The following is a 21,208-nucleotide window of genomic DNA, read 5'->3' on the forward strand; positions in this document are numbered from 1 at the left end:
CCGGGTTCAGCGCGGCAGAGCGGGCACCGCGGGAAGGACGGCCGGAGCGGGTGCAGGGGCCGGCGCCGAGGCATCGGCCAGCGGTGCCGCAGCAGGCGCGGGAGCCGGGGCCGGCGCCGCGGTCGGCGACGCCACCCGGAAGCCGTTGACGATGGCATCGGTCGCGTCCGCGGTGGCGACCACCTGGTTGGCGGCGGTCGTCACGTACAGCGAGACCAGATAGCGGTCCGGGCCGGACTGGGCGATGACGTGGCGGCGCGAGGTGTTCAACGTCATGTCGTTCTCGCGGTAGGTGCCCTCGATGAGCGACGACGGGAAGCCGCCGAAATCGGCCAGGGAGGCGTCGGTGGCCTGCCAGTTGAACAGCTGCTGGCTGTCTACATAGCCGTGGGTGATGGCTTCCTTCGGATCGAAGTCGCCGACCAGCTTGTAGACCTTCAGCTGCGCGTTCGAGGTGTACAGCCCGTCGCCGCCGAGCCGGTCGGCGAGGACGGTGAACGCGTCCGGGACGTTCGGATCGGGCACGACGGTCCAGCCGCGCGGCATGGGCAGCACCAGGTTGAGCGCGGTGAAGCCGCTGGCCTTCTGCGGCTCCATCTTGACGCCCTTGTCCTTGAAGAAGTCGGCAAGGGTGCCGGACGCGGCGGGGGCCAGGGTCTCCGGTGCGGCCACGGCCGGCGCGACGGCCGGGGCGGCGACCTGCGGAACAGCGGCTACCTGGGGGACGGCGGCCGGTGCCGCGGCGGGCGCGGCGGCGGGGACCGCGTTCGCGGCCGCGACCTCGGGGGCGACGGTGACGGTCTGGGTGACGGTGACGGGCGCGGGCAGAACGGGAACGACCGGATCCGCTGACGCGTTGGCGCCGGTGAAACCGAGGACGGCGGCCGTACCGGCGGCCATCCCACCTACAACCACCCGCCAATTACGGGCATTCGTGATCATCGCAACTGTCCTTTTCGACACGGTCGGGCCAGGTGAGGCCCCTTGTCAGGAGGCCGACTGTATCGGCCTGCCGGGTGGGGCGGATAGGGCTGGAACAGACCTGGAACCAACCGTCGACCGCACTGCAATCCATCCGAGACCGGGCCGTTGCACAGGGTGCGACCGGGGTCACACAGCGCTATCGCGGGGGTGGACCCGCGAGCGGCCCTTATACCCTGTGTGCGTGACCGAAACCCCGACCGCCGCACCGCAGGGCAGCGCAGACGCCGACACCCCGCGGTTCCGCTATACCGCCGAGCTGGCCGGCCGGATCGAGCGCACCTGGCAGGACAACTGGCAGTCGTGGGGCACCTTCGATGTGCCGAACCCGGTCGGGTCGCTGGCACCCGCCGACTCCTCGGCCGTTCCCGACGACAAGATGTTCGTCCAGGACATGTTCCCCTACCCCTCCGGCGAGGGTCTGCACGTCGGACATCCGCTGGGTTACATCGCCACCGATGTCTATGCGCGCTACTTCCGGATGACCGGACGCAATGTGTTGCACGCGTTGGGTTTCGACGCTTTCGGCCTGCCCGCCGAACAGTACGCGATCCAGACCGGCACCCATCCGCGGATCCGCACCGAGGCCAATATTGTCAACTTCCGCCGCCAGCTTGGCAGGCTGGGCCTGGGACACGACCAGCGGCGCAGCTTCTCGACCACCGACGTGGACTTCTACAAGTGGACCCAGTGGATCTTCCTGCAGATCTACAACGCCTGGTTCGACACCGAGCAGAACAAGGCCCGTCCGATCGCCGAGCTGATCGCAGAATTCGGTTCCGGTGCGCGCACTCTCGACGACGGCCGGCAGTGGTCCGCCCTGTCCGAGGGTGAGCGAGGCGACGTCATCGACGGCCACCGACTGGTCTATCTGGCCGACTCGCTGGTGAACTGGTGCCCGGGGCTGGGCACCGTGCTGGCCAACGAGGAGGTCACCTCCGACGGTCGCAGCGAGCGCGGCAACTTCCCGGTGTTCCGGAAGCGGTTGCGGCAGTGGATGATGCGCATCACTGCCTACTCCGATCGGCTGCTCGACGATCTCGAGGTGTTGGACTGGCCGGAAAAGGTCAAGACCATGCAGCGCAATTGGATCGGTCGATCCACCGGAGCGTCGGTGTTGTTCGACGCCGACGGCGCGGACATCGAGGTCTTCACCACCCGGCCCGACACCCTGTTCGGTGCGACCTACCTGGTGCTGGCTCCTGAGCACGAACTGGTCGACCAGCTCGCCGCCGCGCAGTGGCCCGACGGGGTGGACCCGCGGTGGACCAACGGCGCCGGCACCCCGGTCGAGGCGGTGGCAGCCTATCGGCGATCGATCGCGGCCAAGTCCGATCTGGAACGTCAGGAGAACAAGACCAAGACGGGCGTCTTCCTCGGTGCGTACGCGACCAATCCGGCTGACGGCCAACAAGTCCCGGTGTTCATCGCCGACTACGTCCTGGTGGGCTACGGCACCGGCGCGATCATGGCGGTCCCGGGGCACGACCAGCGGGACTGGGAGTTCGCGAACCAGTTCGGCCTACCGATCGTCGAGGTCATCTCTGGCGGCGACATCTCCGAGGCCGCGTATTCCGGTGACGGTGCGCTGGTGAATTCGCAGTACCTCGACGGCCTGACCGTCGCGGACGCCAAGAGCGCCATCACCGAGCGACTCGAGGCGGACGGACGCGGCCGCGCCCGCGTCGAATACAAACTGCGGGACTGGCTTTTCGCGCGGCAGCGGTACTGGGGCGAGCCGTTCCCGATCGTGTACGACGCCGACGGCCGGGCCCACCCGCTGCCCGAATCGGCGCTCCCGGTGGAACTGCCCGACATCGCCGACTATTCGCCGGTGATGTTCGACCCGGACGACGCCGACAGTGAACCGTCGCCGCCGCTGAACAAGGCGGACGAGTGGGTGCATGTCGAGTTGGATCTCGGTGACGGCCTGCAGACCTACACCCGCGACACCAATGTGATGCCGCAGTGGGCGGGCAGCTCCTGGTACGAGCTGCGCTATGCGGACCCGCACAACCCGGATACGTTCTGCGCCAAGGAGAACGAGCAGTATTGGATGGGTCCGCGACCAGCCGAGCACGGCCCGGACGACCCCGGGGGAGTGGACGTCTACGTCGGCGGCGTCGAGCACGCGGTGCTGCACCTGCTGTACTGCCGGTTCTGGCACAAGGTGCTGCACGACCTCGGACACGTCAGCTCGCGGGAGCCGTACCGTCGCCTGGTCAACCAGGGGTACATCCAGGCGTTCGCGTACACCGACTCCCGCGGCGCTTACGTACCGGCCGCCGACGTCGTCGAGCGGGACGGGAAGTTCTTCCTGCCCGGTGACGACGGCGAAATAGAGGTGTCCCAGGAGTTCGGCAAGATCGGCAAGAGCCTGAAGAACTCGATCTCCCCGGACGAGATCTGCGACGGCTACGGCGCGGACACGCTGCGGGTGTACGAGATGTCGATGGGCCCGCTGGAGGCGTCTCGGCCGTGGGCGACCAAAGATGTCGTCGGCGCCTACCGATTCCTGCAGCGGGTGTGGCGGCTTGTGGTCGACGAGTCCACCGGTGAGACAAGGGTTTCCGAGCATGAGGCGCTCGACGAGGACACGCTGCGGCTGCTGCACCGCACGATCGAGGGTGTGTCCGAGGACTACGCCGGCCTGCGCAACAACACCGCCGCCGCCAAGCTGATCGAGTACACCAACCACCTCACCAAGGAGGGCGTCAGTGCGCGGGCGGCGCTGGAGCCGCTGGTGCTGATGGTCGCGCCGCTGTCGCCGCACCTGGCCGAGGAACTCTGGCAGCGGCTGGGCCATGCGAAGTCGTTGGCGCACGGACCTTTCCCGGTGGCCGATCCGCAGTACCTGGTGACCGACACCGTCGAGTACCCGGTGCAGGTCAACGGCAAGGTCCGCGGACGCATCACCGTTGCCGCCGATGCCGACAAGGCCGGCCTCGAAGCGGCCGCGCTCGCCGACGAGAAGGTCCAGGCGTTCCTGGCCGGCGCCACCCCCAAGAAGGTCATCGTGGTGCCCGGCCGGCTGGTGAACCTCGTCGTCTAGTGATTTCGGCGCGAAGTCACCGAGGCCGGACCACCACCTGATGGGTGTGTGCGTCGGGCGGGCTGGCGATCACTTCGGCGACGATCCGCGCGACGGTCTCGGGCTTGAGGAACTTCGCCGGGTCGTACTGCCCGCCCTCGTAGGCGACCAGGTCCTGTTGCATCTCGGTGTCGACCCGGCCGGGGTGCACGCTGGTGACCCGCAGCTCCGGGACGTCGGCGCGCAGCGAATCGGCGAACGCCCGCTGGGCGAACTTGCTCGCCGAGTAGGCGGCCAATCCGGGTGAGGCGTTGAGTCCGGCGCCGGAGTTGATGAACACGACGTGCCCGCGCGCCGCGCGCAGCGCGGGCAGCAGCGCCTGGGTGAGGGCGACGGCGCCGGTCACGTTGACCTCGAAGCAGGCCCGCCACTGCTCGGGTGTCGAGTCGTCGAACCGTCCCGGGTATGCGACGCCGGCGTTGTGGACCAGCACGTCCAGTTCGACGAGCGGCTCGGCGGCGGCCTCGATCCCGTCCGGATCGGTGAGGTCCAGCGGCCAGGTGGTGGCGCCGAGACGGGTGGCCACAGCGTCCAGACGATCGGACGGGCGGCCTGCGAGCAGCAGCGTGTGGGTGGGGGCCAGTGCATCGGCGATCGCGGATCCGATCCCGCCACTGGCACCGGTGATGAGAGCTGTTTTCTTGCCCGGGTCGCTTCGCTCATGCCCACCGATCGCCATTCCACTTACCCTACCGACGCGCGTTTCGCAGGTTCGCGCCGCAGAATGAACGCGTGGCATACGACCCGAGCTTCGGCCCGACACAGTTGGCGGCCCGCGCGGCCTACCTTCTGCGCGGTAACGACCTGGGTGTGATGACCTCCGCGGCGCCGCTGCTGTACCCGCACATGTGGAGTTGGGACGCCGCGTTCGTCGCCGTCGGCCTGGCCCCGCTGAGCGTCGAGCGCGCGGTCGTCGAACTGGACACCCTGCTGTCGGCGCAGTGGACCAACGGGATGATCCCGCACATCGTGTTCGCCAACGGCGTCGACGGCTACTTCCCGGGCCCGGCCCGCTGGGCCACCTCGGCATTGGCCGCGCACGCCCCGCGCACCCGGCACACCTCGGGGATCACCCAGCCGCCGGTGCATGCCATTGCGGTGCAACGCATTCTGGACCGAGCCCGCACCAGGGGCCGGTCCACCCGCGCCGTCGCCGAGTCGTTCCTGGACCGCCGGTGGCCGGATCTGGTGCGCTGGCACCGCTGGTTGGCCGAGGCCCGTGATCAGAACGAGCACGGTCGCGTCACGCTGTATCACGGCTGGGAGTCCGGGATGGACAACTCGCCGCGCTGGGATTCCGCGTACGCCAACGTGATTCCCGGCAACCTCCCGGAGTATCAGCGCGAGGACACCCACATCGTCACCGACGCCAGCCAGCGCCCGTCGGACACCGAATACGACCGGTATCTGTGGTTGCTCGAGGAGATGAAGTCGGTCCGCTACGACGACGATCTGCTGCCGAAGGTGATGAGCTTCGCCGTCGAAGATGTCTTCGTGTCGGCAATTTTCGCGGTCGCTTGCGATGTGCTGGCCAATATCGGCGAGGACTACAAGCGGCCGCACGCCGATGTCCGCGATCTGTATTCGTGGGCCGAGCGGTTCCGGACCGGCGTGGTCGAGACCACCGACCAAAGGACCGGTGCCGCACGCGATTTCGACGTCAGAGCGGACAAGTGGATCGCGACGGAGACCGCCGCGCAGTTTGCGCCGCTGTTGTGCGGCGGCCTGCCGCACGACCGGGAGCGGGCGTTGCTGCGTGTGCTGGAGGGACCGCGATTCTGCGGGCACCCGGACCTGCGGTATTCGGTGATCCCGTCGACGTCGCCGGTGTCCAAGGACTTTCGGCCGCGCGAGTATTGGCGCGGGCCGGTCTGGCCGGTGTTGACGTGGCTGTTCTCGTGGGCGTTCGCGCGCCGTGGATGGTCGGAGCGTTCGCTGTTGCTGCGGCAGGAGGGCCTTCGGCAGGCCAGTGACGGCACCTTCGCCGAGTACTACGAACCGTTCACCGGCGAGCCGCTGGGCAGTATGCAACAGTCCTGGACCGCGGCCGCGGTACTCGACTGGCTGGGCTAAATCCCCGAGTCGCTGCGCTCCTGCCCGCCGTGGGCTGAATCCCCGAGTCGCTGCGCTCCTGCCCGCCGTGGGCTAAAACCCCTCTAGCTCTCCGCCTGCTCGGCCAACCGCTCGAGCGGCCGCAATGCCTTGGCCAGGGTCTCCCGCTCCTCGTCGCTCAGCTTCGAGAGCAACGCCGCGAGGTTGGCCCGCCGGACCGCCAGTGCTTCGCGGTGCTGCACCAGCCCCTGCGGTGTGACCTCGACGAGAACGGCCCGCAGGTCCGATGGGTCACGTGACCGCTTGACCAGCCCGAGCTTTTCCAGCCGGCGGATCGCCACGGTGGTGGTGGGGGTGCGCACCCGTTCGCGTGCGGCCAGCTCGGTCATCCGGATCGGACCCTGATCCAGCAGGGTCAGCAGGATGGACAGCTGTGCGAGGGTGAGGTCGGCTCCGGCGGTGGTGGACTTGGTGTCGGCGCGGCGCAAGACCGAAAAGAGCTTCGACAGGACCCGCTGCAGGTCCCCGGACAGGTCAGTGACCTGCGGCTCGGCCTCAATCATAGTTCGCTAGTCTAACCGGTCCGCGGTTGTCAACCGCGCGATACGCGGTTTTACGCGCCCGAGTTAGAGAACTTGCGACAGGAACCGCTGCAGACGCTCGGTCTCGGCGGCGCTGAAGATCTGCTCGGGAGGCCCAGACTCGATCACCTGGCCGTAGTCCATGAAGACCACCGAGGCCGCAGTCGACTGGGCGAACCCCATCTCGTGGGTGACGACCACCATCGTCATCCCGTCCGAACCCAGCTCGGCGATCAGCGCCAGGATCCCTTTGACCAGTTCGGGATCGAGCGCCGAGGTGGCCTCGTCGAAGAACATCACCTGCGGCGCCATCGCCAGCGCCCGTGCGATCGCGACCCGCTGCTGCTGACCGCCGGAGAGCGTGGCCGGTCGGACCTCGGCCTTGTGCTTCAACCCGACCCGGTCCAGCTGGGCGAGCGCGAGCTCGCGGGACTCGTCGGCCGACAGCCGCTTGAGCTTGCGTGGCCCCAGCGCGACGTTGTCCACGACGCTGCGGTGCGGGAAGAGGTTGAACTGCTGGAACACCATGCCGATGCGCTGGCGCAGCGCGTCGGGATCATCGTGCAACACCGACTTGCCGTCGAGCAGGATGTCCCCGCGGTCCGGCTCGTAGAGCCGGTTGAGCGTGCGCAGCAGTGTGGATTTGCCCGACCCCGACGGGCCGATGACTGCTGTCGTACTGCCTGCGGGAACGTCCAGGTCCACGCCGCGAAGCACCTTGTTTGTGCCGAAGGCGAGGTGAATGTCCTTGCAGGCCAACGACACCGGCTCAGGAAGCGACGCCATCACACCATCTCCTGGCTCGTTGCGCTCGGCGCAAGCGGATCCTCGTCGGGCTGCGTTCGGCCGCGGCGCAGCCGGGCGTCGATGTAGTTCACCAAGTGCGTCAACGGGATCGTCAGCAACAGGTAGAACAGACCGGCCGCCACCAACGGCGACAGGTTGCCGGTCTGGGCGTTGAGGTCGCGGCCCACTTGGAACAGCTCGCGCTGGCTGGCCACCAACCCCAGGAAGTACACCAGCGACGACGCCTTGAGCAGCGAGATGAACTGGTTCACCAGGGCGGGCAGCACCCGGCGGATGCCCTGCGGGACCACCACCAACCGCATCGAGGAGGAGTAACTGAACCCCAGCGCGCGGGACGCCTCCAGCTGCCCGGCGTCCACACTCTGGATGCCGGAGCGGAAGATCTCGCCGATGTAGGCCGCGGCCATCAGCCCGAGCGCGGCGATGCCGAGCGGGAAGGGGTTGTTGCCGGTGATGCCACCCACGACGGGCCCGATGCCCAGCCCGATCAGCAGGATGATCACCACCTCGGGCAGCCCGCGGAAGATGTCGGTGTAGACCCGGGCCGGCCAACGCAGCCAGCGTGAACGGGAGATCCCGGCCACGGCCAGCACCATACCGAGCAGCAGTCCGATCACGCTGGCGCAGATCGTCAGGATCAACGTGTTGGGCAACCCGGTGGTCAACAGGTCCGGGATGGCCTTCTTGTAGAGATCCCAATCCAGGAACGACTCTCGCAGCTGGGTCAGCACCGATTTCGGTGCCGCCCCCGTGGACGCGGGTTTCTCGTGCGCGGCGGCGATCGCGGCGAAGTCGGGCAGCTGCGGAGCCGGCGCGGCTTTCGAGCCCGGCTTCCAGCCCGGCGGCAACGCCCGCGGCACCCAGTCCGAGTACAGCTTCGACCAAGTGCCGTCGGCGATCACCGCGTCCAGTCCGGAGTTGAGCGCGTCGATCAGCGGCTTGTTCTCGTTCGCGACCGCGTAGGCGACGAAATTGTCCAAGCTGAAGGTGTTTTCGACGATCTGGGCTGGGTCGCCGGGCTTGACCGTGCCGACCGCCTGCTGAGAGGGCGCGACCCAGGCGTCGATCTGACGGGTCTTCAGGCTGGCATAGACGGTGTTGTAGTCCGGAAACTTCACCGGCTGCAGGTGCAGGGTATCGACGAGGTAAGCCTCTTGAACGGTGCCCTGCACCACGCCGATTCGCTGTCCGGGCCCGAGCTTCTGAAAGCCGGTGATCGTCGAACCCGTCGGCACGACCAAAGAGAAGTAACCGAAGTCGTAGCCGTTGGTGAAGCCCACGGTGCGCCGGCGCGCGTCGGTGGTGGTGATCGAGGATGACCCGACGTCGAAGCGGCGGGCGGCCACCTGGGCCAGCAGACCGGAGAACTCGGTGCCGACGAACGAGATCTTCAGGCCGAGTTTGTCGGCGATCGCCCGCAGCAGTTCGTTGTCGAATCCGGTGAACTGCCCCTTCGAGTCGATGCAGATGCTCGGCGGGGCATCCGACAGGGTGCCGACCGTCAGCGTGCCCGGCGTGATCAGTCCGAGCGCGTCACGGTTGACCGAGGTCAACGGCTGCGCCGTGGCGGTGGTGTATTTGTCCTCGTCGGGCCCTTTGGCTGCGGCGGCGAGGTTCGTCGGCAGCGCGCTGGCCGACTCGACTCCCGGCGGGGCGCACTGGTCGGCACCCGCCGGTGCGGCGGCCACCAGGCCGGCGATCATCAACAGGACCGAGAGCAGTGCCGCCAGACGTATGCCGGCCCGCGGTGTCCGGTCGCAGTGTTCAGCCATCATTAGCAAGGTACTGCCCGCGGCAATCTCGTCGCGCCTTGCGATCAGACGGAATCCAACTCGGTGAGCACCCCGGTCCGTTGAAGTTCTGCGATGAGCACGTCGGCCATCAGGTCGGTGCGGTCCAGGCAGGCCTGCCGTGCGGCCGACGGATCGCGGCGATGGATCGCGGCGTATTCGGCTTCGGCGAGCGGCAGGAGCTGGTTCACCGTGTACGGGTAGGTGGCCCAGAATTCCTGGGACATGAACCCGCGCGACGCTCGAATGCCCGCGGTCAGTCGGGGGCCGGCGTATTCGTCGAGGACGATGTTCCGGAACAGGTCGGCCGCGTTGAGGAAGGCGCGGGAGTCGGATGAGGCGCGCATGACGGCCATCGGTTCGGCGAGCCGGTCGAGGACCTCGGGCCGGGGATCGGTGGCGGCTCGCGCGGCGGCCGCTCCGGTCAGTAGGCCGTGCACTTCGTGGTGTTCGCGTAGGACGTCGGCATCGAAGCGATGGATGAATGCGCCGCGGTGATAGCGCGACTCCAGGATGCCGTCATGTTCGAGTTGATTGAGGGCTTCCTGCACGGGCACCCGGCTCAGTCCGAGGGCAGCGGTGATCTGGTTGCGGTCCACGCGATCTCCCGACCGCAGCCGCCCGGTGAGCAACATGTCGAGGACGTGTGCGACGACAAGGTCTTTCTCTTTGACCCCATAGCGTTTGGGCATGTCCCTCTCCAGGGCGTCCAGACGACGTGCACTCGTGGCAATCCTCCTGGTTACTTGCTGGTATCTCGCGCAATATGAGGTAACGAGACTGTGAGTCTCGTTACTCTGCGTCCATGACGACGACGGAAATGCCCGACAGCTACTACGTGGCTACACCGGTCTCGAGTGGGCGCACGGCGGCGGTGGACCACCTGCGTAAACCGGGCCCGGTGTACCGGGTCGGCAAGATGTGGTTGATCACCAGTTACGAGGGAGTCCGCTTCGCTCAGAAGCACCCCGAGCTGTTCTCTTCGGCGAAGGCCTTCGACGGCGTCGCCAACGCCATCTCGATGATTCCGATCGCGATCGATCCGCCGAAGCATGCGGATTACCGGCGCGTGCTGGATCCGATGTTCGGACCCAAACGCATGGAAGCGATGGACGGCGAGCTGCGCGAACAGCTTCGCGGGCACATCGACAAGTTCGCTCCGCTGGGCCGCTGCGACGTCGTCGCCGACCTGTCCTACAAGTTCCCCACCCAGGCCATCCTGACGTTGTTCGGGCTGCCCCTGGAGCATCTGCCCACTTTCCTCGGCTGGGTCAGCGGGATCATCAAGGGTGCTGATGTCTCATCACTGGGCAGCGAGCAGTCGCAGTCGGTAATCGATTGCAGCATCGCGCTTTTCACCTTCTTGGCTGAGCAGCTGGAGATCAAGCGCAGCCATCCGGGCGACGACATGCTCAGCAGCATCCTGGCCCTCGACGGCGACGAGGCATGGACCGATGCGGAGATCCTGGGGCTGTGCTTCCTGATCGTCCTGGCCGGACTCGACACCGTCACCGGTGCCATCGGCTTCGCGTTGCTCAACCTGGCCAATGACCCGGTCCTGAGGCACCGGTTGACCGCGAACCCGTCGCTGATCCCACCGTTCATCGAGGAGGTGCTGCGCCTGGACGGCCCGGTGCCCGGGGTGCCGCGCGTGACGACGGCCGATGTGGAGGTCGAAGGCGTGACGATCCCGGCGAATTCGCAAGTCATGCTGATGCTGTTCACCGCCAACCGTGACGGGCCGTACGCCCACACCGCCAATGAGATGGACCTCGGCGCCAAGGCCGTGCACCTCGGATTCGGCGGCGGCATCCACCGGTGCCTGGGTTCACACCTGGCGCGCCGCGAATTGCGGCTCACCATGGAGGAATTCCACGCCCGCATCCCGGATTACCGGTTGGCCGGCGAGGCCACCACGTTGTGGCCCGCCGGCACCTTCGGCCTGGAATCGCTGCCGCTGGAGTTCGATCCCTGCTAGCGGCTGTCGCGCCAGCGCACCAAAGCCTCGGCGGCGCTCAGGTCGTAGTCCGGTCCGTCGCAGCCGACGGTCAGCAGGGTCACGCCCAGTCCGGTGAGCGCCTCGGCGTTGGCCACGATCGTGTCGTTGTCGCGGCCCTCGACTCCCGATGACCGCTCGATCTTGGCCGGATCGCGGCCGACGTCCGAGCAGTGCCGGTCGAGCACCTCGGCTTTGCCGGGGTAGGTCTCGGCGTTGGTGAATCCGTGCCAGATGTCGCCGTGCTCGGCGACCAGGCGCAGCGTTTTCTTCTCGCCCTGTCCGCCGATGAGGATCGGGATGTCCCGAGTGGGCGCCGGATTCAGCTTGGCCAGCCGGGACTTGATCCGCGGCAGCGCGCCCGCGAGGTCGTCGAGGCGGCTGCCGGCGGTGCCGAACTCGTAGCCGTACTCGTCGTAGTCCTTCTGCTTCCAGCCCGACCCGATGCCGAGGATCAGCCTGCCGCCGGAGATGTGGTCGACGGTGCGGGCCATGTCGGCCAGCAGCTCGGGGTTGCGGTAGGAGTTGCAGGAGACCAGCGCGCCGATCTCGACGCGGGAGGTCTGCTCGGCCCAGGCGCCCAGCATGGTCCAGCACTCGAAGTGCGCACCGTCAGGGTCGCCGTAGAGCGGGTAGAAGTGGTCCCAGTTGAAGACCACGTCGACGCCGATGTCTTCACAGCGGCGGACGGCATCGCGGATCTGGTTGTAGTCGGGGGCATGTTGCGGCTGCAGTTGCACGCCGATGCGAATGGGATAGGTCACACCTCAACCGTACGTCGCGTCGTACGCCGATATTCCCGCCTGGCGCGGGCTGTCAGCCGGCGAGCACGTCGCGCAGAATCTCGACCAGTGCGCGTGGCTGGTCGCCCTGTACCGAGTGGCCGGAATCGGGGACCATGATCACCCGCTGGAAACCCGGTGCGGTACGGGCGAATTCGTCGGCATCCTCGTCGTTGACGAAGAACGAGTTGGCACCCCGCACCAGCGTGGTGGGCATGGTGATCGACGGGACGTCGTTCCACAAACCGGCGAACGACTCCGGCAGCCCGCCGCCGGAGCCGGCACCCTTGCGGAAGGAGTCGTAGCGCCAGGTCCAGGTTCCGTCGTCGCACTGCTTGGAGTTGTGAAAGACGCCGCGGCGCAGCGACTCCCGGCTCCGGGTGGGCGAGGCGGCGATCGTGACGTCCAGCATGGCGGCGAAGCTGCTGAACGTGCGTTCGCCTTGCGTCAGTGCGACCGCGCCGAGCTGAGCCTGGCTCATCTGCTCATGACGTTCCGGGGCGGACGGTGTGACATCGACCAGGACCAGTTCGGGTACCAGCGCCGGCTCGACGGTAGCGATGCGCAGCGCCGTCAGTCCGCCCAGCGACATGCCGACCACCAGGCGCGGGCTGGGCGCCCATTCGTTCAGGACGGGCCGCAGCGTGTCGGCATTGAGCTTCGGGCCGTAGTCGCCGTCTTCTCGCCAGGCGGAGCGGCCGTGGCCGGGCAGGTCGACGGCCAGCGCCGGAACGCCAAGGCCGAGGATGACGGTGTCCCAGGTGTGGGCGTTTTGTCCGCCGCCGTGCAGAAACACGATCCGCGGCGGCTCGGCACCCCACTTCAGCGCGCTCATCGGGCCGGAGGAGATCCTGGTGACCGGCGGCAATTCGCCGCTCACGCCGGCCTGTTCGGCGTTCTCGGGCAGCAGGGCGAATTCGTCGAGGCCGATCAGCTCGTCATCGGAGATCACACAGCTCATCTAACGCGAAAGTGCGACCAGATCGCGATGGGGCGTCCCATCCGGATCTGGTCGCACATTCGGTGAAAAACTATTCGATCCGGTTGATTCCCGGGTCGCCAGCGCTCCTGTCAGCCTTCGATGAACTTCTCGAGCTCCGCGCGCGCGACGTCGTCGGCCAGCTGCTTGGGCGGGCTCTTCATCAAGTAGGCCGACGCGGGGATGATCGGGCCGCCGATGCCGCGGTCCTTGGCGATCTTCGCGGCGCGCACGGCGTCGATGATGATGCCTGCCGAGTTGGGCGAGTCCCACACCTCGAGCTTGTACTCCAGGTTCAGCGGCACGTCGCCGAAGGCGCGTCCTTCGAGGCGGACGTAGGCCCACTTGCGGTCGTCGAGCCACGCGACGTGGTCCGACGGGCCGATGTGGACGTTCTTGTCCTCAACCTTGCCGGCCAGCGAGCCGGTCAGGTTGGACGTCACGGCCTGGGTCTTGGACACCTTCTTGGACTCCAGGCGCTCACGCTCGAGCATGTTCTTGAAGTCCATGTTGCCGCCGACGTTGAGCTGGTACGTCCGGTCCAGCGTGACGCCGCGGTCCTCGAACAGCTTGGCCATCACGCGGTGGGTGATGGTCGCGCCGACCTGGCTCTTGATGTCGTCGCCGACGATCGGAACACCGGCGTCTTCGAACTTCTTGGCCCAGACCGGGTCGGAGGCGATGAACACCGGCAGGGCGTTGACGAACGCGACCTTGGCGTCGATGGCGCACTGCGCGTAGAACTTGTCGGCCTCGTCGGAGCCCACCGGCAGATAGGAGACCAGCACGTCGACCTTGTTGTCCTTGAGCACCTTGACGACGTCGACCGGCTGCTCGTCGGAGATCTCAATGGTCTCGGCGTAGTACTTGCCGATGCCGTCGAGGGTCGGGCCGCGCTGGACGACAACGTCGGTCGGCGGCACGTCGGCGATCTTGATGGTGTTGTTCTCCGAAGCGAAGATCGCCTCGGAGAGGTCGAAGCCGACCTTCTTGGCGTCGACGTCGAATGCGGCGACGAACTTCACGTCGCGCACGTGGTACGGGCCGAGCTTCACGTGCATGAGGCCGGGAACGGTGGCGTTCGCGTCGGCGTCCTGGTAGTACTGCACGCCCTGGACCAGTGAGGACGCGCAGTTGCCGACGCCGACAATGGCGACCCGCACATCTGTCGACGCTCCGTTGTGCTCCGTCATGGGACGTTCTCCTAACTCGTACTTCTGCTGGCTGCTGTTCAGGTACTTCGGCGGCCGCTCAGGCCTGATCTGGATGGCTCTGAGCCACCCGCTCAGCGGCGATAAGCTCGTTGAGCCACTTGACTTCCCGCTCGCTGGACTCCAAGCCCAGCTGATGCAGTTGTTTCGTGTAGCGGTCGAACGAATTGCTCGCTCGGGCGATGGCCTCCCGCAGACCTTCGCGACGCTCTTCCACCTGACGCCGGCGGCCTTCCAGGATCCGCATCCGTGCCTCGGCCGGTGTGCGATTGAAGAACGCCAGGTGCACACCGAAGCCGTCGTCGGTGTAGTTCTGTGGACCGGTATCGGCTACCAGTTCGGCGAACCGCTGGCGGCCGGCATCGGTCAGTTGGTACACCCGGCGGGCACGGCGCAACACCGTGGTTCCCGCGGGGGCGGTGTCCTCGACGATCAACCCGTCGGTCTGCATCCGGCGCAACGCCGGGTACAGCGAGCCGTACGAAAAGGCGCGGAACGCCCCGAGCAGGCCCGTCAGCCGTTTGCGCAGTTCGTAGCCGTGCATAGGCGACTCGAGGAGAAGACCCAAGATGGCAAGCTCCAGCATCGGGTCACCTCCTTTGCTCAGCCGTTACGACAGTTCGACACCTCCGGCGATAGTATCGGAGCGATATATTTGGCGCTACTTGAGTGCGCACGGTCCACATGATTGCCGACGAGTGTCACCCCAGCGTCGCGCTCGGCGCCGAGGGTCACACCAGAGCCGCGTTCGCCCGCTAGGGGTAGTTGATCTGCTTTTCCGAGCCGTCGGGATACAGCTGGATGTAGCCGCTGCCGAAGTCGCTCGAGACGTACACCGAGATGGTCAAAGTCCCGGGGACGGTCTGGTCGCGGCTGGGCTCGATGATCAGATAAGTGCTCTTGACGTCGCCGGGCTTCATGTTCAGCGTCTCCGGCGCACCCCGCAGGACGCCGACGACCGCTTTGGCGTCGAACTTGCTCAGGTCCACCAGCTTGGCGTCACTGCTGGCCCCGGAGGGGGTCGGGTCGTCCCAGCCGCCGCGGTAGCTGTAATTGAGTTCGCGGCGGTCGTCGCTGGGGTCCGGCCGGGTCAGCGACGCATAGTCGGGATAGATCACCAGCCGGTTTCCCTCGGTGTTGCCGAACTTCTTCTTCATCTGCTCGAAGAGCCCGGTGAGACCACCCAGCGAATGCAGCTGGCGGGGCGGGGTCAGCACAACCGGAGCGACCCCGTCGGACTTGGCGCCTGGGTCGGAGGTGAAGTTCAGCGGCGAGGGCGTATTGCCGTACAGCCCCCAGCCGATGCCGATGCCGAGCATTACGAGGACGCCCATGATGGCGAGCCGGATACCCCAGCTTCCGTTGGTGCCCGGGGCGGACAACCGCGGCTTGCGCAGTGTGGGCAGCTGCACCGGCGCGTTCGCGGTTTGCAGGTCGGACACCAGGGCGCGTAGGTCGCCCAGCGTCATCGCTGTGGTCGCGGCCTTGACCCGCTGCTCGTGCTCGGTCATGGACAGCTGTCCCTCGGACAGCGCGGTGTCCAGAATCTGGCACGTGTCGTTGCGGTCGGTGTCCTTGGCGCGCGTGCTGGACGTCTGCGATGTCGCCACGGCGATGATCGTAAGAGTTCAGGCGCCAAGAGCGCAGACCAGCCGCATATTCGGCGGCGCCGCGAGTCGGTTGCGTGTCGTTGCCCAGATCCCCGACGTACTCTGGTCCACGTGCGATTGCAGCGACAGGTGGTGGACTACGCCCTCCGGCGACGCTCCCTGCTGGCCGAGGTGTACTCCGGTCGTACTGGGGTTTCGGAGGTCTGCGACGCCAATCCCTATCTGTTGCGCGCCGCCAAGTTTCACGGGAAGCCCAGTTCGGTGATGTGCCCGATCTGCCGCAAGGAGCCGCTGACTTTGGTGTCCTGGGTGTTCGGCGATCACCTGGGTGCGGTGTCGGGATCCGCGCGCACCGCCGAGGAGCTGGTGTTGCTGGCGACTCGGTTCGACGAATTCTCGGTACACGTGGTGGAGGTATGCCGGACCTGCGAGTGGAATCACCTGGTCAAGTCCTACGTGCTCGGAACGCCGCGTCCCACCAACGGGACGCGAGGACGCCGTGGCACCCAGACGGCGCGCTCCGGCGCGCGTACGGCCAGTGAATAGCGAAGGGCGTCCCGACCGGCCTGCCACTGACAACCGCACGGGATCAGGGGCCGAGAGTGCGTCCGGCGGCTCCGAGCCACCGACGACGCGCTTCCCCGCCGCGGGCGGCGGTTCTGGGCCCTCCCGATCTGCGCCGCGACGGCAGGTGCCGCCCGACGACCGGTTGACGTCGATCATCGAACCGGTCCGGGACACCCCTCCGCTGCTGCGGGACCCGGTCGACGTCGTCAAGGCCGCTCTGGATGGCACCCCGCCGCCGAAGCTCCCGCCGCCCCCGCCGCGGCGGCCGGGTGGGTCCGGCGGCCCGGGCGGCCCGCCGCCGTTCAAGCCGCCGACGTTCTCCCAGCAGGTCAACTGGAAGTGGGTGCGCCGATCGTTGTATCTGGCTGCCGTCGTGTTGATCGTGCTGCCGCTGATCACCTTCGGGATGGCCTACCTGATCGTCAAGGTGCCTCAGCCCGGTGACCTGCGCACCAACCAGGTTTCAACGATCCTGGCCAGCGACGGCTCGGAGCTGGCGAAAATCGTTCCGCCGGAAGGTAACCGGGTCGACGTCAACATCGACCAGGTGCCGGTTCAGGTCCGCAACGCGGTGATGGCCGCCGAAGACCGGGACTTCTACAGCAATCCTGGCTTCTCGTTTACCGGCTTTGCCCGCGCGCTCAAGAACAATCTGTTCGGCGGTGACTTGCAGGGCGGGTCGACGATCACCCAGCAGTACGTGAAGAACGCGCTCGTCGGTGACGCCCGCTCCGGGGTCGGCGGTGTGGTCCGCAAGGCCAAGGAACTGGTCATCTCCACGAAGATGACCGGCGAATGGTCCAAAGATCAAGTGCTGCAGGCGTATCTGAACATCATCTATTTCGGTCGCGGCGCCTACGGCATCGCGGCCGCGTCGAAGGCGTACTTCGACAAGCCGGTCGAGCAGCTGACCGTCGCCGAGGGTGCGCTGCTGGCCGCGCTGATTCAGCGGCCGTCGACCCTGGACCCGGCGGTTGACCCCGACGGTGCTGCCAAGCGGTGGAACTGGGTGCTCGACGGCATGGTCTCGATGGGCGCGCTGTCCAAGGACGAACGTTCCCAACAGGTTTTCCCTCCGACGGTGTCGCCGGAACAGGCCCGCTCCAATAACGTCACCACCGGGCCGAATGGCCTGATCGAACGCCAGGTCACCAAGGAACTGCTCGACCTGTTCAACATCGATGAGCAGACGCTGAACACCCAGGGCCTGCAGATCACCACGACGATCGATCCGCAGGCGCAGAAGGCCGCCGAGGACGCGGTGTCGAAGTATCTCGACGGCGAGATGCCCGACATGCGTTCGGCAGTGGTGTCCATCGACCCGAAAACCGGTGGCGTTAAGGCCTATTACGGCGGCTCGGACGCACAGGGCTTCGACTTCGCGCAGGCCGGCCTGCCCACCGGTTCGTCGTTCAAGGTGTTCGCGCTGGTGGCTGCGCTCGAACAGGGCATGGGGCTGGGTTATCAGGTCGACAGCTCACCGGTCACCGTCAACGGCATCAAGATCACCAACGTCGAGGGTGAGGGCTGCGGCGTCTGCAATATCGCAGAGGCGCTCAAGCGTTCGTTGAACACCTCGTACTACCGGCTGATGCTCAAGCTCAAGAACGGCCCGAGTGATGTGGCCGACGCCGCGCACCGGGCCGGCATCGCGGAAAGCTTCCCGGGGGTGGAGCACACGCTGTCCGAGGACGGTAAGGGAGGCCCGCCGAACAATGGTGTGGTGTTGGGCCAGTACCAGTCCCGGGTGCTCGACATGGCGTCGGCCTATGCCACGCTGGCCGACTCCGGCGTCTACCACAAGCCGCACTTCGTGCAGAAGGTCGTCAACTCCCGCGGCGAGGTGCTCTTCGACGCCAGCACCGCCGACAACAGCGGCGAACAACGCATTCCCAAGGCAGTCGCCGACAACGTGACCGCGGCGATGCAGCCGATCGCCGGCTATTCGCGCGGACACAACCTGGCAGGTGGTCGGCCGTCGGCGGCCAAGACCGGAACCAATCAGCTCGGCGACACCGACGCCAACCGTGACGCGTGGATGGTCGGCTACACGCCGTCGTTGTCGACGGCCGTATGGGTCGGCACCACCGACGGCACACAACCATTGGTCAACTCTTCGGGTGGACCGGTGTACGGGTCGGGCCTGCCGTCGGACATCTGGAAGGCCACGATGGACGGTGCGCTGAAGGGCACCGACAACGAGTCGTTCCCCAAGCCGACCGAGATCGGCGGATACGCCGGTGTTCCGGCACCGCCGCCTCCGCCGCCCGCGCCGCCGTCGGAGACCGTCATCCAGCCCAGTATCGAAGTGGCACCGGGCATCACGATCCCGTTGGGACCGCCGACGACCATCACGATTCCGCCGGGCGGCGGTCCGCCGCCGCCACCGGGTGGACCAGAACCGCCCCCGCCGGGTGGCGGTGACCCTAACGCGCCGCTGCCGCCGCCGCCGTGATCGACGGCCGCCCCACCGTCTCACCTGCACCGCTGGCCGAGGATCGGCGCAGTGCGGACGATCGTGACATGCCGAGTCGCAATGACGCTGTCGGCGCGGCACTCTCGGAAGTCGTGGGCGGTCCGGTGGGCCGGCACGCCCTGATCGGCCGGAGCCGGATCTTCACCCCGTTGCGGGTCATGTTCCTGATGGCGCTTGTGGTGCTGGCCCTGGGCTGGTCGACGAAGGCGCCCTGCTTGCAGACGGTGGGTACCGGCACACCCGACCAGCGGGTGGCCAACTGGCAGAACCAGCGCGCCTATTTCGAGCTGTGCTACTCCGACACCGTGCCGCTCTACGGTGCAGAGTTGTTGAGCCAGGGCCGCTTTCCCTACAAGTCGAGCTGGATCGAGACCGACTCGAGCGGCCGGCCGCAGATCCGGTACGACGGCAAGCCCGCGGTGCGCTACATGGAATATCCGGTGCTGACCGGGGTGTACCAGTACGTGTCGATGGCGCTGGCCAAGACTTACACGGCGGTCGCCAAGATGGTGTCGCTGCCTGTTGTCGCCGAAGTGGTGATGTTCTTCAACTTCGCGGCGATCGGATTGGCGTTGGCGTGGTTGACCACGGTGTGGGCGTCATCGTGGCTGGCGGGCCGCCGAGTGTGGGATGCCGCACTGGTGGCCGCGTCCCCGGTTCTGGTCTTCCAGATCTTCACCAATTTCGATGCACTGGCAACAGCTTTGGCGATCGGCGGCTTGCTGGCGTGGGCACGCAAGAAGCCGGTGCTCGCCGGCATCCTGATCGGGCTGGGGGTGGCGGCGAAGCTCTATCCGGCGCTGCTGTTGCTGCCGTTGCTGGTGCTGGCGATCCGCACCGACCGGATGCCTGAGGCCGCCAAGACCGTGGTGTCCGCGGTGGGTGCCTGGTTTGTGGTGAACCTTCCGGTGATGGTGCTGTTTCCGCGCGGCTGGTCGGAGTTCTTCAGGCTCAACTCCCGGCGCGGGGACGACATGGATTCGCTGTACAACGTGGTGAAGTCCTTTACCGGCTGGGACGGCTTCGACACGAACCTCGGGTTCTGGCAGCCGCCGGTGATCCTCAACATCTTCGTCGCCGTGGTGTTCGTGTTGTGCTGTGCGGCAATCGCTTACATCGCACTGACCGCGCCGCAGCGGCCCCGGGTGGCGCAGCTGGCGTTCCTCACCGTCGCGGCGTTCCTGTTGGTGAACAAGGTATGGAGCCCGCAGTTCTCGCTGTGGCTGGTGCCGCTGGCGGTGCTTGCCTTGCCGCAGCGTCGAATTCTGTTGGCGTGGATGACCATCGACATGCTCGTCTGGGTGCCGCGGATGTACTACCTGTACGGCGAGGGCAACAAGGGCCTGCCCGAGCAATGGTTCACCGCCACCGTGCTGCTGCGTGACATCGCGGTGATGGGCCTGATGGTGTTGGTCGTGCGTCAGATCTACCGTCCCGAACTGGATTTGGTGCGGTGGGATGGCCGAGTGGACGATCCTGCGGGCGGCGTGTTCGACCGCGCCGCTGACGCGTATCCGACGTGGTTCCCGCGCTGGCTGCGTCCGCGCGTGACGACCGCTGCGGGTGCGCCCGAAGAACAAGAGGCACCGGATGCAAGTCGCGATAGCACTGTTCCCGCGTAACACCGCACTCGACGCGATCGGCCCCTACGAGGTCCTGCAGCGCATCCCGTCGATCGACGTGGTGTTCGTCGGCCACCGTCGCGGCGAGGTCCGCAGCGACAACGGAATGCTCGGGCTGACGGTCGATGCCACCTTCGACGAGGTCACCAAACCCGACGTCCTGGTGTTCCCCGGCGGAATCGGCACCCGCACCCTCGTCGAGGACACCACAGTCCTGGACTGGGTCCGCGAGGTGCACCGGCACACCACATTCACCACCTCGGTGTGCACCGGCAGCCTGGTGCTGGCGGCCGCGGGCCTGCTGACCGGTTTGACCGCCGGGACGCACTGGCGGGCCACCGAGCTGTTGGAGTCCTTCGGTGCGATCTACACCCCTCAGCGGGTCGTCGAGCATCTGCAGGAGCGCATCATCACCGCGGCCGGGGTGTCCAGTGGCATCGACATGGCGCTGCGGCTGGTCGAACTGCTGGTCGGACGGCGGGCCGCGGAGGCCAGCCAGCTGATGATCGAGTACGACCCGCAGCCGCCGTTCCACGCCGGCGCGGTGGACCAGGTCTCGGATGCGACCCTGCAGCTGGCCCTGGAGTACTACGGCCAGCGGAGCTGATTTCGCTGATCAGCCTGCTCTCCGGTAGCCTGGGCAGGTTGCCGACGCAGGCGACC

Annotated in this window: 18 protein-coding genes; 7 read left to right on the forward strand and 11 right to left on the reverse strand. The window is 67.0% G+C overall.

Annotation, left to right across the window (positions count from 1 at the left end; all coding sequences use genetic code 11):
- Positions 1-6 precede the first annotated feature (6 nt).
- On the reverse strand, positions 7-942 hold the full coding sequence (locus tag G6N32_RS28145; RefSeq protein ID WP_115317932.1) for an LpqN/LpqT family lipoprotein: 936 nt from the start codon (positions 940-942) through the stop codon (positions 7-9).
- Between the two features lie 223 nt (positions 943-1,165).
- Here G6N32_RS28145 and leuS point away from each other — a divergent pair, with 223 nt between their 5' ends.
- Positions 1,166-4,033, forward strand: a complete 2,868-nt coding sequence (leuS, locus tag G6N32_RS28150; RefSeq protein WP_115317931.1) for a leucine--tRNA ligase — start codon at positions 1,166-1,168, stop codon at positions 4,031-4,033.
- A 16-nt stretch (positions 4,034-4,049) separates the two neighbouring features.
- Here the strand turns inward: leuS and G6N32_RS28155 are convergent, their stop codons facing one another.
- Complete coding sequence (locus G6N32_RS28155) at positions 4,050-4,751, reverse strand: SDR family oxidoreductase (RefSeq protein WP_115317930.1); 702 nt, start codon at positions 4,749-4,751, stop codon at positions 4,050-4,052.
- 53 nt (positions 4,752-4,804) lie between these two features.
- Between G6N32_RS28155 and ggh the strand changes: the two genes are divergently transcribed.
- Positions 4,805-6,145: a glucosylglycerate hydrolase gene (gene ggh, locus G6N32_RS28160; RefSeq protein WP_115317929.1), complete on the forward strand. Its 1,341-nt coding sequence runs from the start codon at positions 4,805-4,807 to the stop codon at positions 6,143-6,145.
- Between the two features lie 83 nt (positions 6,146-6,228).
- On the opposite strand, the gene G6N32_RS28165 is transcribed toward ggh, so the two are convergent.
- The 4 genes from G6N32_RS28165 to G6N32_RS28180 form a co-directional block, all read right to left on the reverse strand.
- Positions 6,229-6,687: a MarR family winged helix-turn-helix transcriptional regulator gene (locus tag G6N32_RS28165; RefSeq protein WP_036342236.1), complete on the reverse strand. Its 459-nt coding sequence runs from the start codon at positions 6,685-6,687 to the stop codon at positions 6,229-6,231.
- Positions 6,688-6,750: 63 nt separating this feature from the next.
- Positions 6,751-7,491: an amino acid ABC transporter ATP-binding protein gene (locus G6N32_RS28170; RefSeq protein WP_115317928.1), complete on the reverse strand. Its 741-nt coding sequence runs from the start codon at positions 7,489-7,491 to the stop codon at positions 6,751-6,753.
- On the reverse strand, positions 7,491-9,284 hold the full coding sequence (locus G6N32_RS28175) for an ABC transporter substrate-binding protein/permease (protein WP_115318946.1): 1,794 nt from the start codon (positions 9,282-9,284) through the stop codon (positions 7,491-7,493). Before G6N32_RS28175 ends, G6N32_RS28170 begins: the two co-directional genes overlap by 1 nt.
- A gap of 44 nt (positions 9,285-9,328) precedes the next feature.
- Entirely contained in the window at positions 9,329-9,994 is a 666-nt protein-coding gene (locus G6N32_RS28180) for a GntR family transcriptional regulator (RefSeq protein WP_115317927.1), read from the reverse strand.
- 113 nt (positions 9,995-10,107) lie between these two features.
- Between G6N32_RS28180 and G6N32_RS28185 the strand changes: the two genes are divergently transcribed.
- Positions 10,108-11,280 (forward strand): cytochrome P450, encoded by a 1,173-nt coding sequence (locus G6N32_RS28185; RefSeq protein WP_115317926.1) that lies wholly within the window; start codon positions 10,108-10,110, stop codon positions 11,278-11,280.
- On the opposite strand, the gene G6N32_RS28190 is transcribed toward G6N32_RS28185, so the two are convergent.
- The 5 genes from G6N32_RS28190 to G6N32_RS28210 all read right to left on the reverse strand — a co-directional run bounded on the left by G6N32_RS28190 (position 11,277) and on the right by G6N32_RS28210 (position 15,886).
- On the reverse strand, positions 11,277-12,062 hold the full coding sequence (locus tag G6N32_RS28190) for an LLM class F420-dependent oxidoreductase (RefSeq protein ID WP_115317925.1): 786 nt from the start codon (positions 12,060-12,062) through the stop codon (positions 11,277-11,279). The two genes, G6N32_RS28185 and G6N32_RS28190, sit on opposite strands and share 4 nt — an antisense overlap.
- A 52-nt stretch (positions 12,063-12,114) precedes the next feature.
- Positions 12,115-13,041 (reverse strand): Rv0045c family esterase, encoded by a 927-nt coding sequence (locus G6N32_RS28195; protein WP_115317924.1) that lies wholly within the window; start codon positions 13,039-13,041, stop codon positions 12,115-12,117.
- 110 nt (positions 13,042-13,151) lie between these two features.
- Positions 13,152-14,252, reverse strand: a complete 1,101-nt coding sequence (locus G6N32_RS28200) for an inositol-3-phosphate synthase (RefSeq protein ID WP_115317923.1) — start codon at positions 14,250-14,252, stop codon at positions 13,152-13,154.
- Between the two features lie 58 nt (positions 14,253-14,310).
- The gene (locus tag G6N32_RS28205) at positions 14,311-14,856 is read right to left on the reverse strand and encodes a PadR family transcriptional regulator (RefSeq protein ID WP_005142205.1); all 546 of its coding nucleotides are present in this window, start codon (positions 14,854-14,856) and stop codon (positions 14,311-14,313) included.
- Positions 14,857-15,025: 169 nt separating this feature from the next.
- The gene (locus G6N32_RS28210) at positions 15,026-15,886 is read right to left on the reverse strand and encodes a DUF1707 SHOCT-like domain-containing protein (protein ID WP_410432963.1); all 861 of its coding nucleotides are present in this window, start codon (positions 15,884-15,886) and stop codon (positions 15,026-15,028) included.
- A 105-nt stretch (positions 15,887-15,991) separates the two neighbouring features.
- Here G6N32_RS28210 and G6N32_RS28215 point away from each other — a divergent pair, with 105 nt between their 5' ends.
- The 4 genes from G6N32_RS28215 to G6N32_RS28230 all read left to right on the forward strand — a co-directional run bounded on the left by G6N32_RS28215 (position 15,992) and on the right by G6N32_RS28230 (position 21,152).
- Positions 15,992-16,426: a DUF5318 domain-containing protein gene (locus G6N32_RS28215; protein ID WP_036342215.1), complete on the forward strand. Its 435-nt coding sequence runs from the start codon at positions 15,992-15,994 to the stop codon at positions 16,424-16,426.
- A 145-nt stretch (positions 16,427-16,571) separates the two neighbouring features.
- Complete coding sequence (locus G6N32_RS28220) at positions 16,572-18,902, forward strand: transglycosylase domain-containing protein (RefSeq protein ID WP_115317921.1); 2,331 nt, start codon at positions 16,572-16,574, stop codon at positions 18,900-18,902.
- A 68-nt stretch (positions 18,903-18,970) separates the two neighbouring features.
- Positions 18,971-20,545, forward strand: a complete 1,575-nt coding sequence (locus G6N32_RS28225; protein ID WP_232077395.1) for a glycosyltransferase family 87 protein — start codon at positions 18,971-18,973, stop codon at positions 20,543-20,545.
- Positions 20,514-21,152, forward strand: a complete 639-nt coding sequence (locus tag G6N32_RS28230; RefSeq protein ID WP_115317919.1) for a DJ-1/PfpI family protein — start codon at positions 20,514-20,516, stop codon at positions 21,150-21,152. The genes G6N32_RS28225 and G6N32_RS28230 overlap by 32 nt, the downstream gene beginning before the upstream one ends.
- Positions 21,153-21,208: the final 56 nt, after the last annotated feature.

This window comes from Mycolicibacterium aichiense, from assembly GCF_010726245.1.
Lineage (GTDB): Bacteria > Actinomycetota > Actinomycetes > Mycobacteriales > Mycobacteriaceae > Mycobacterium > Mycobacterium aichiense.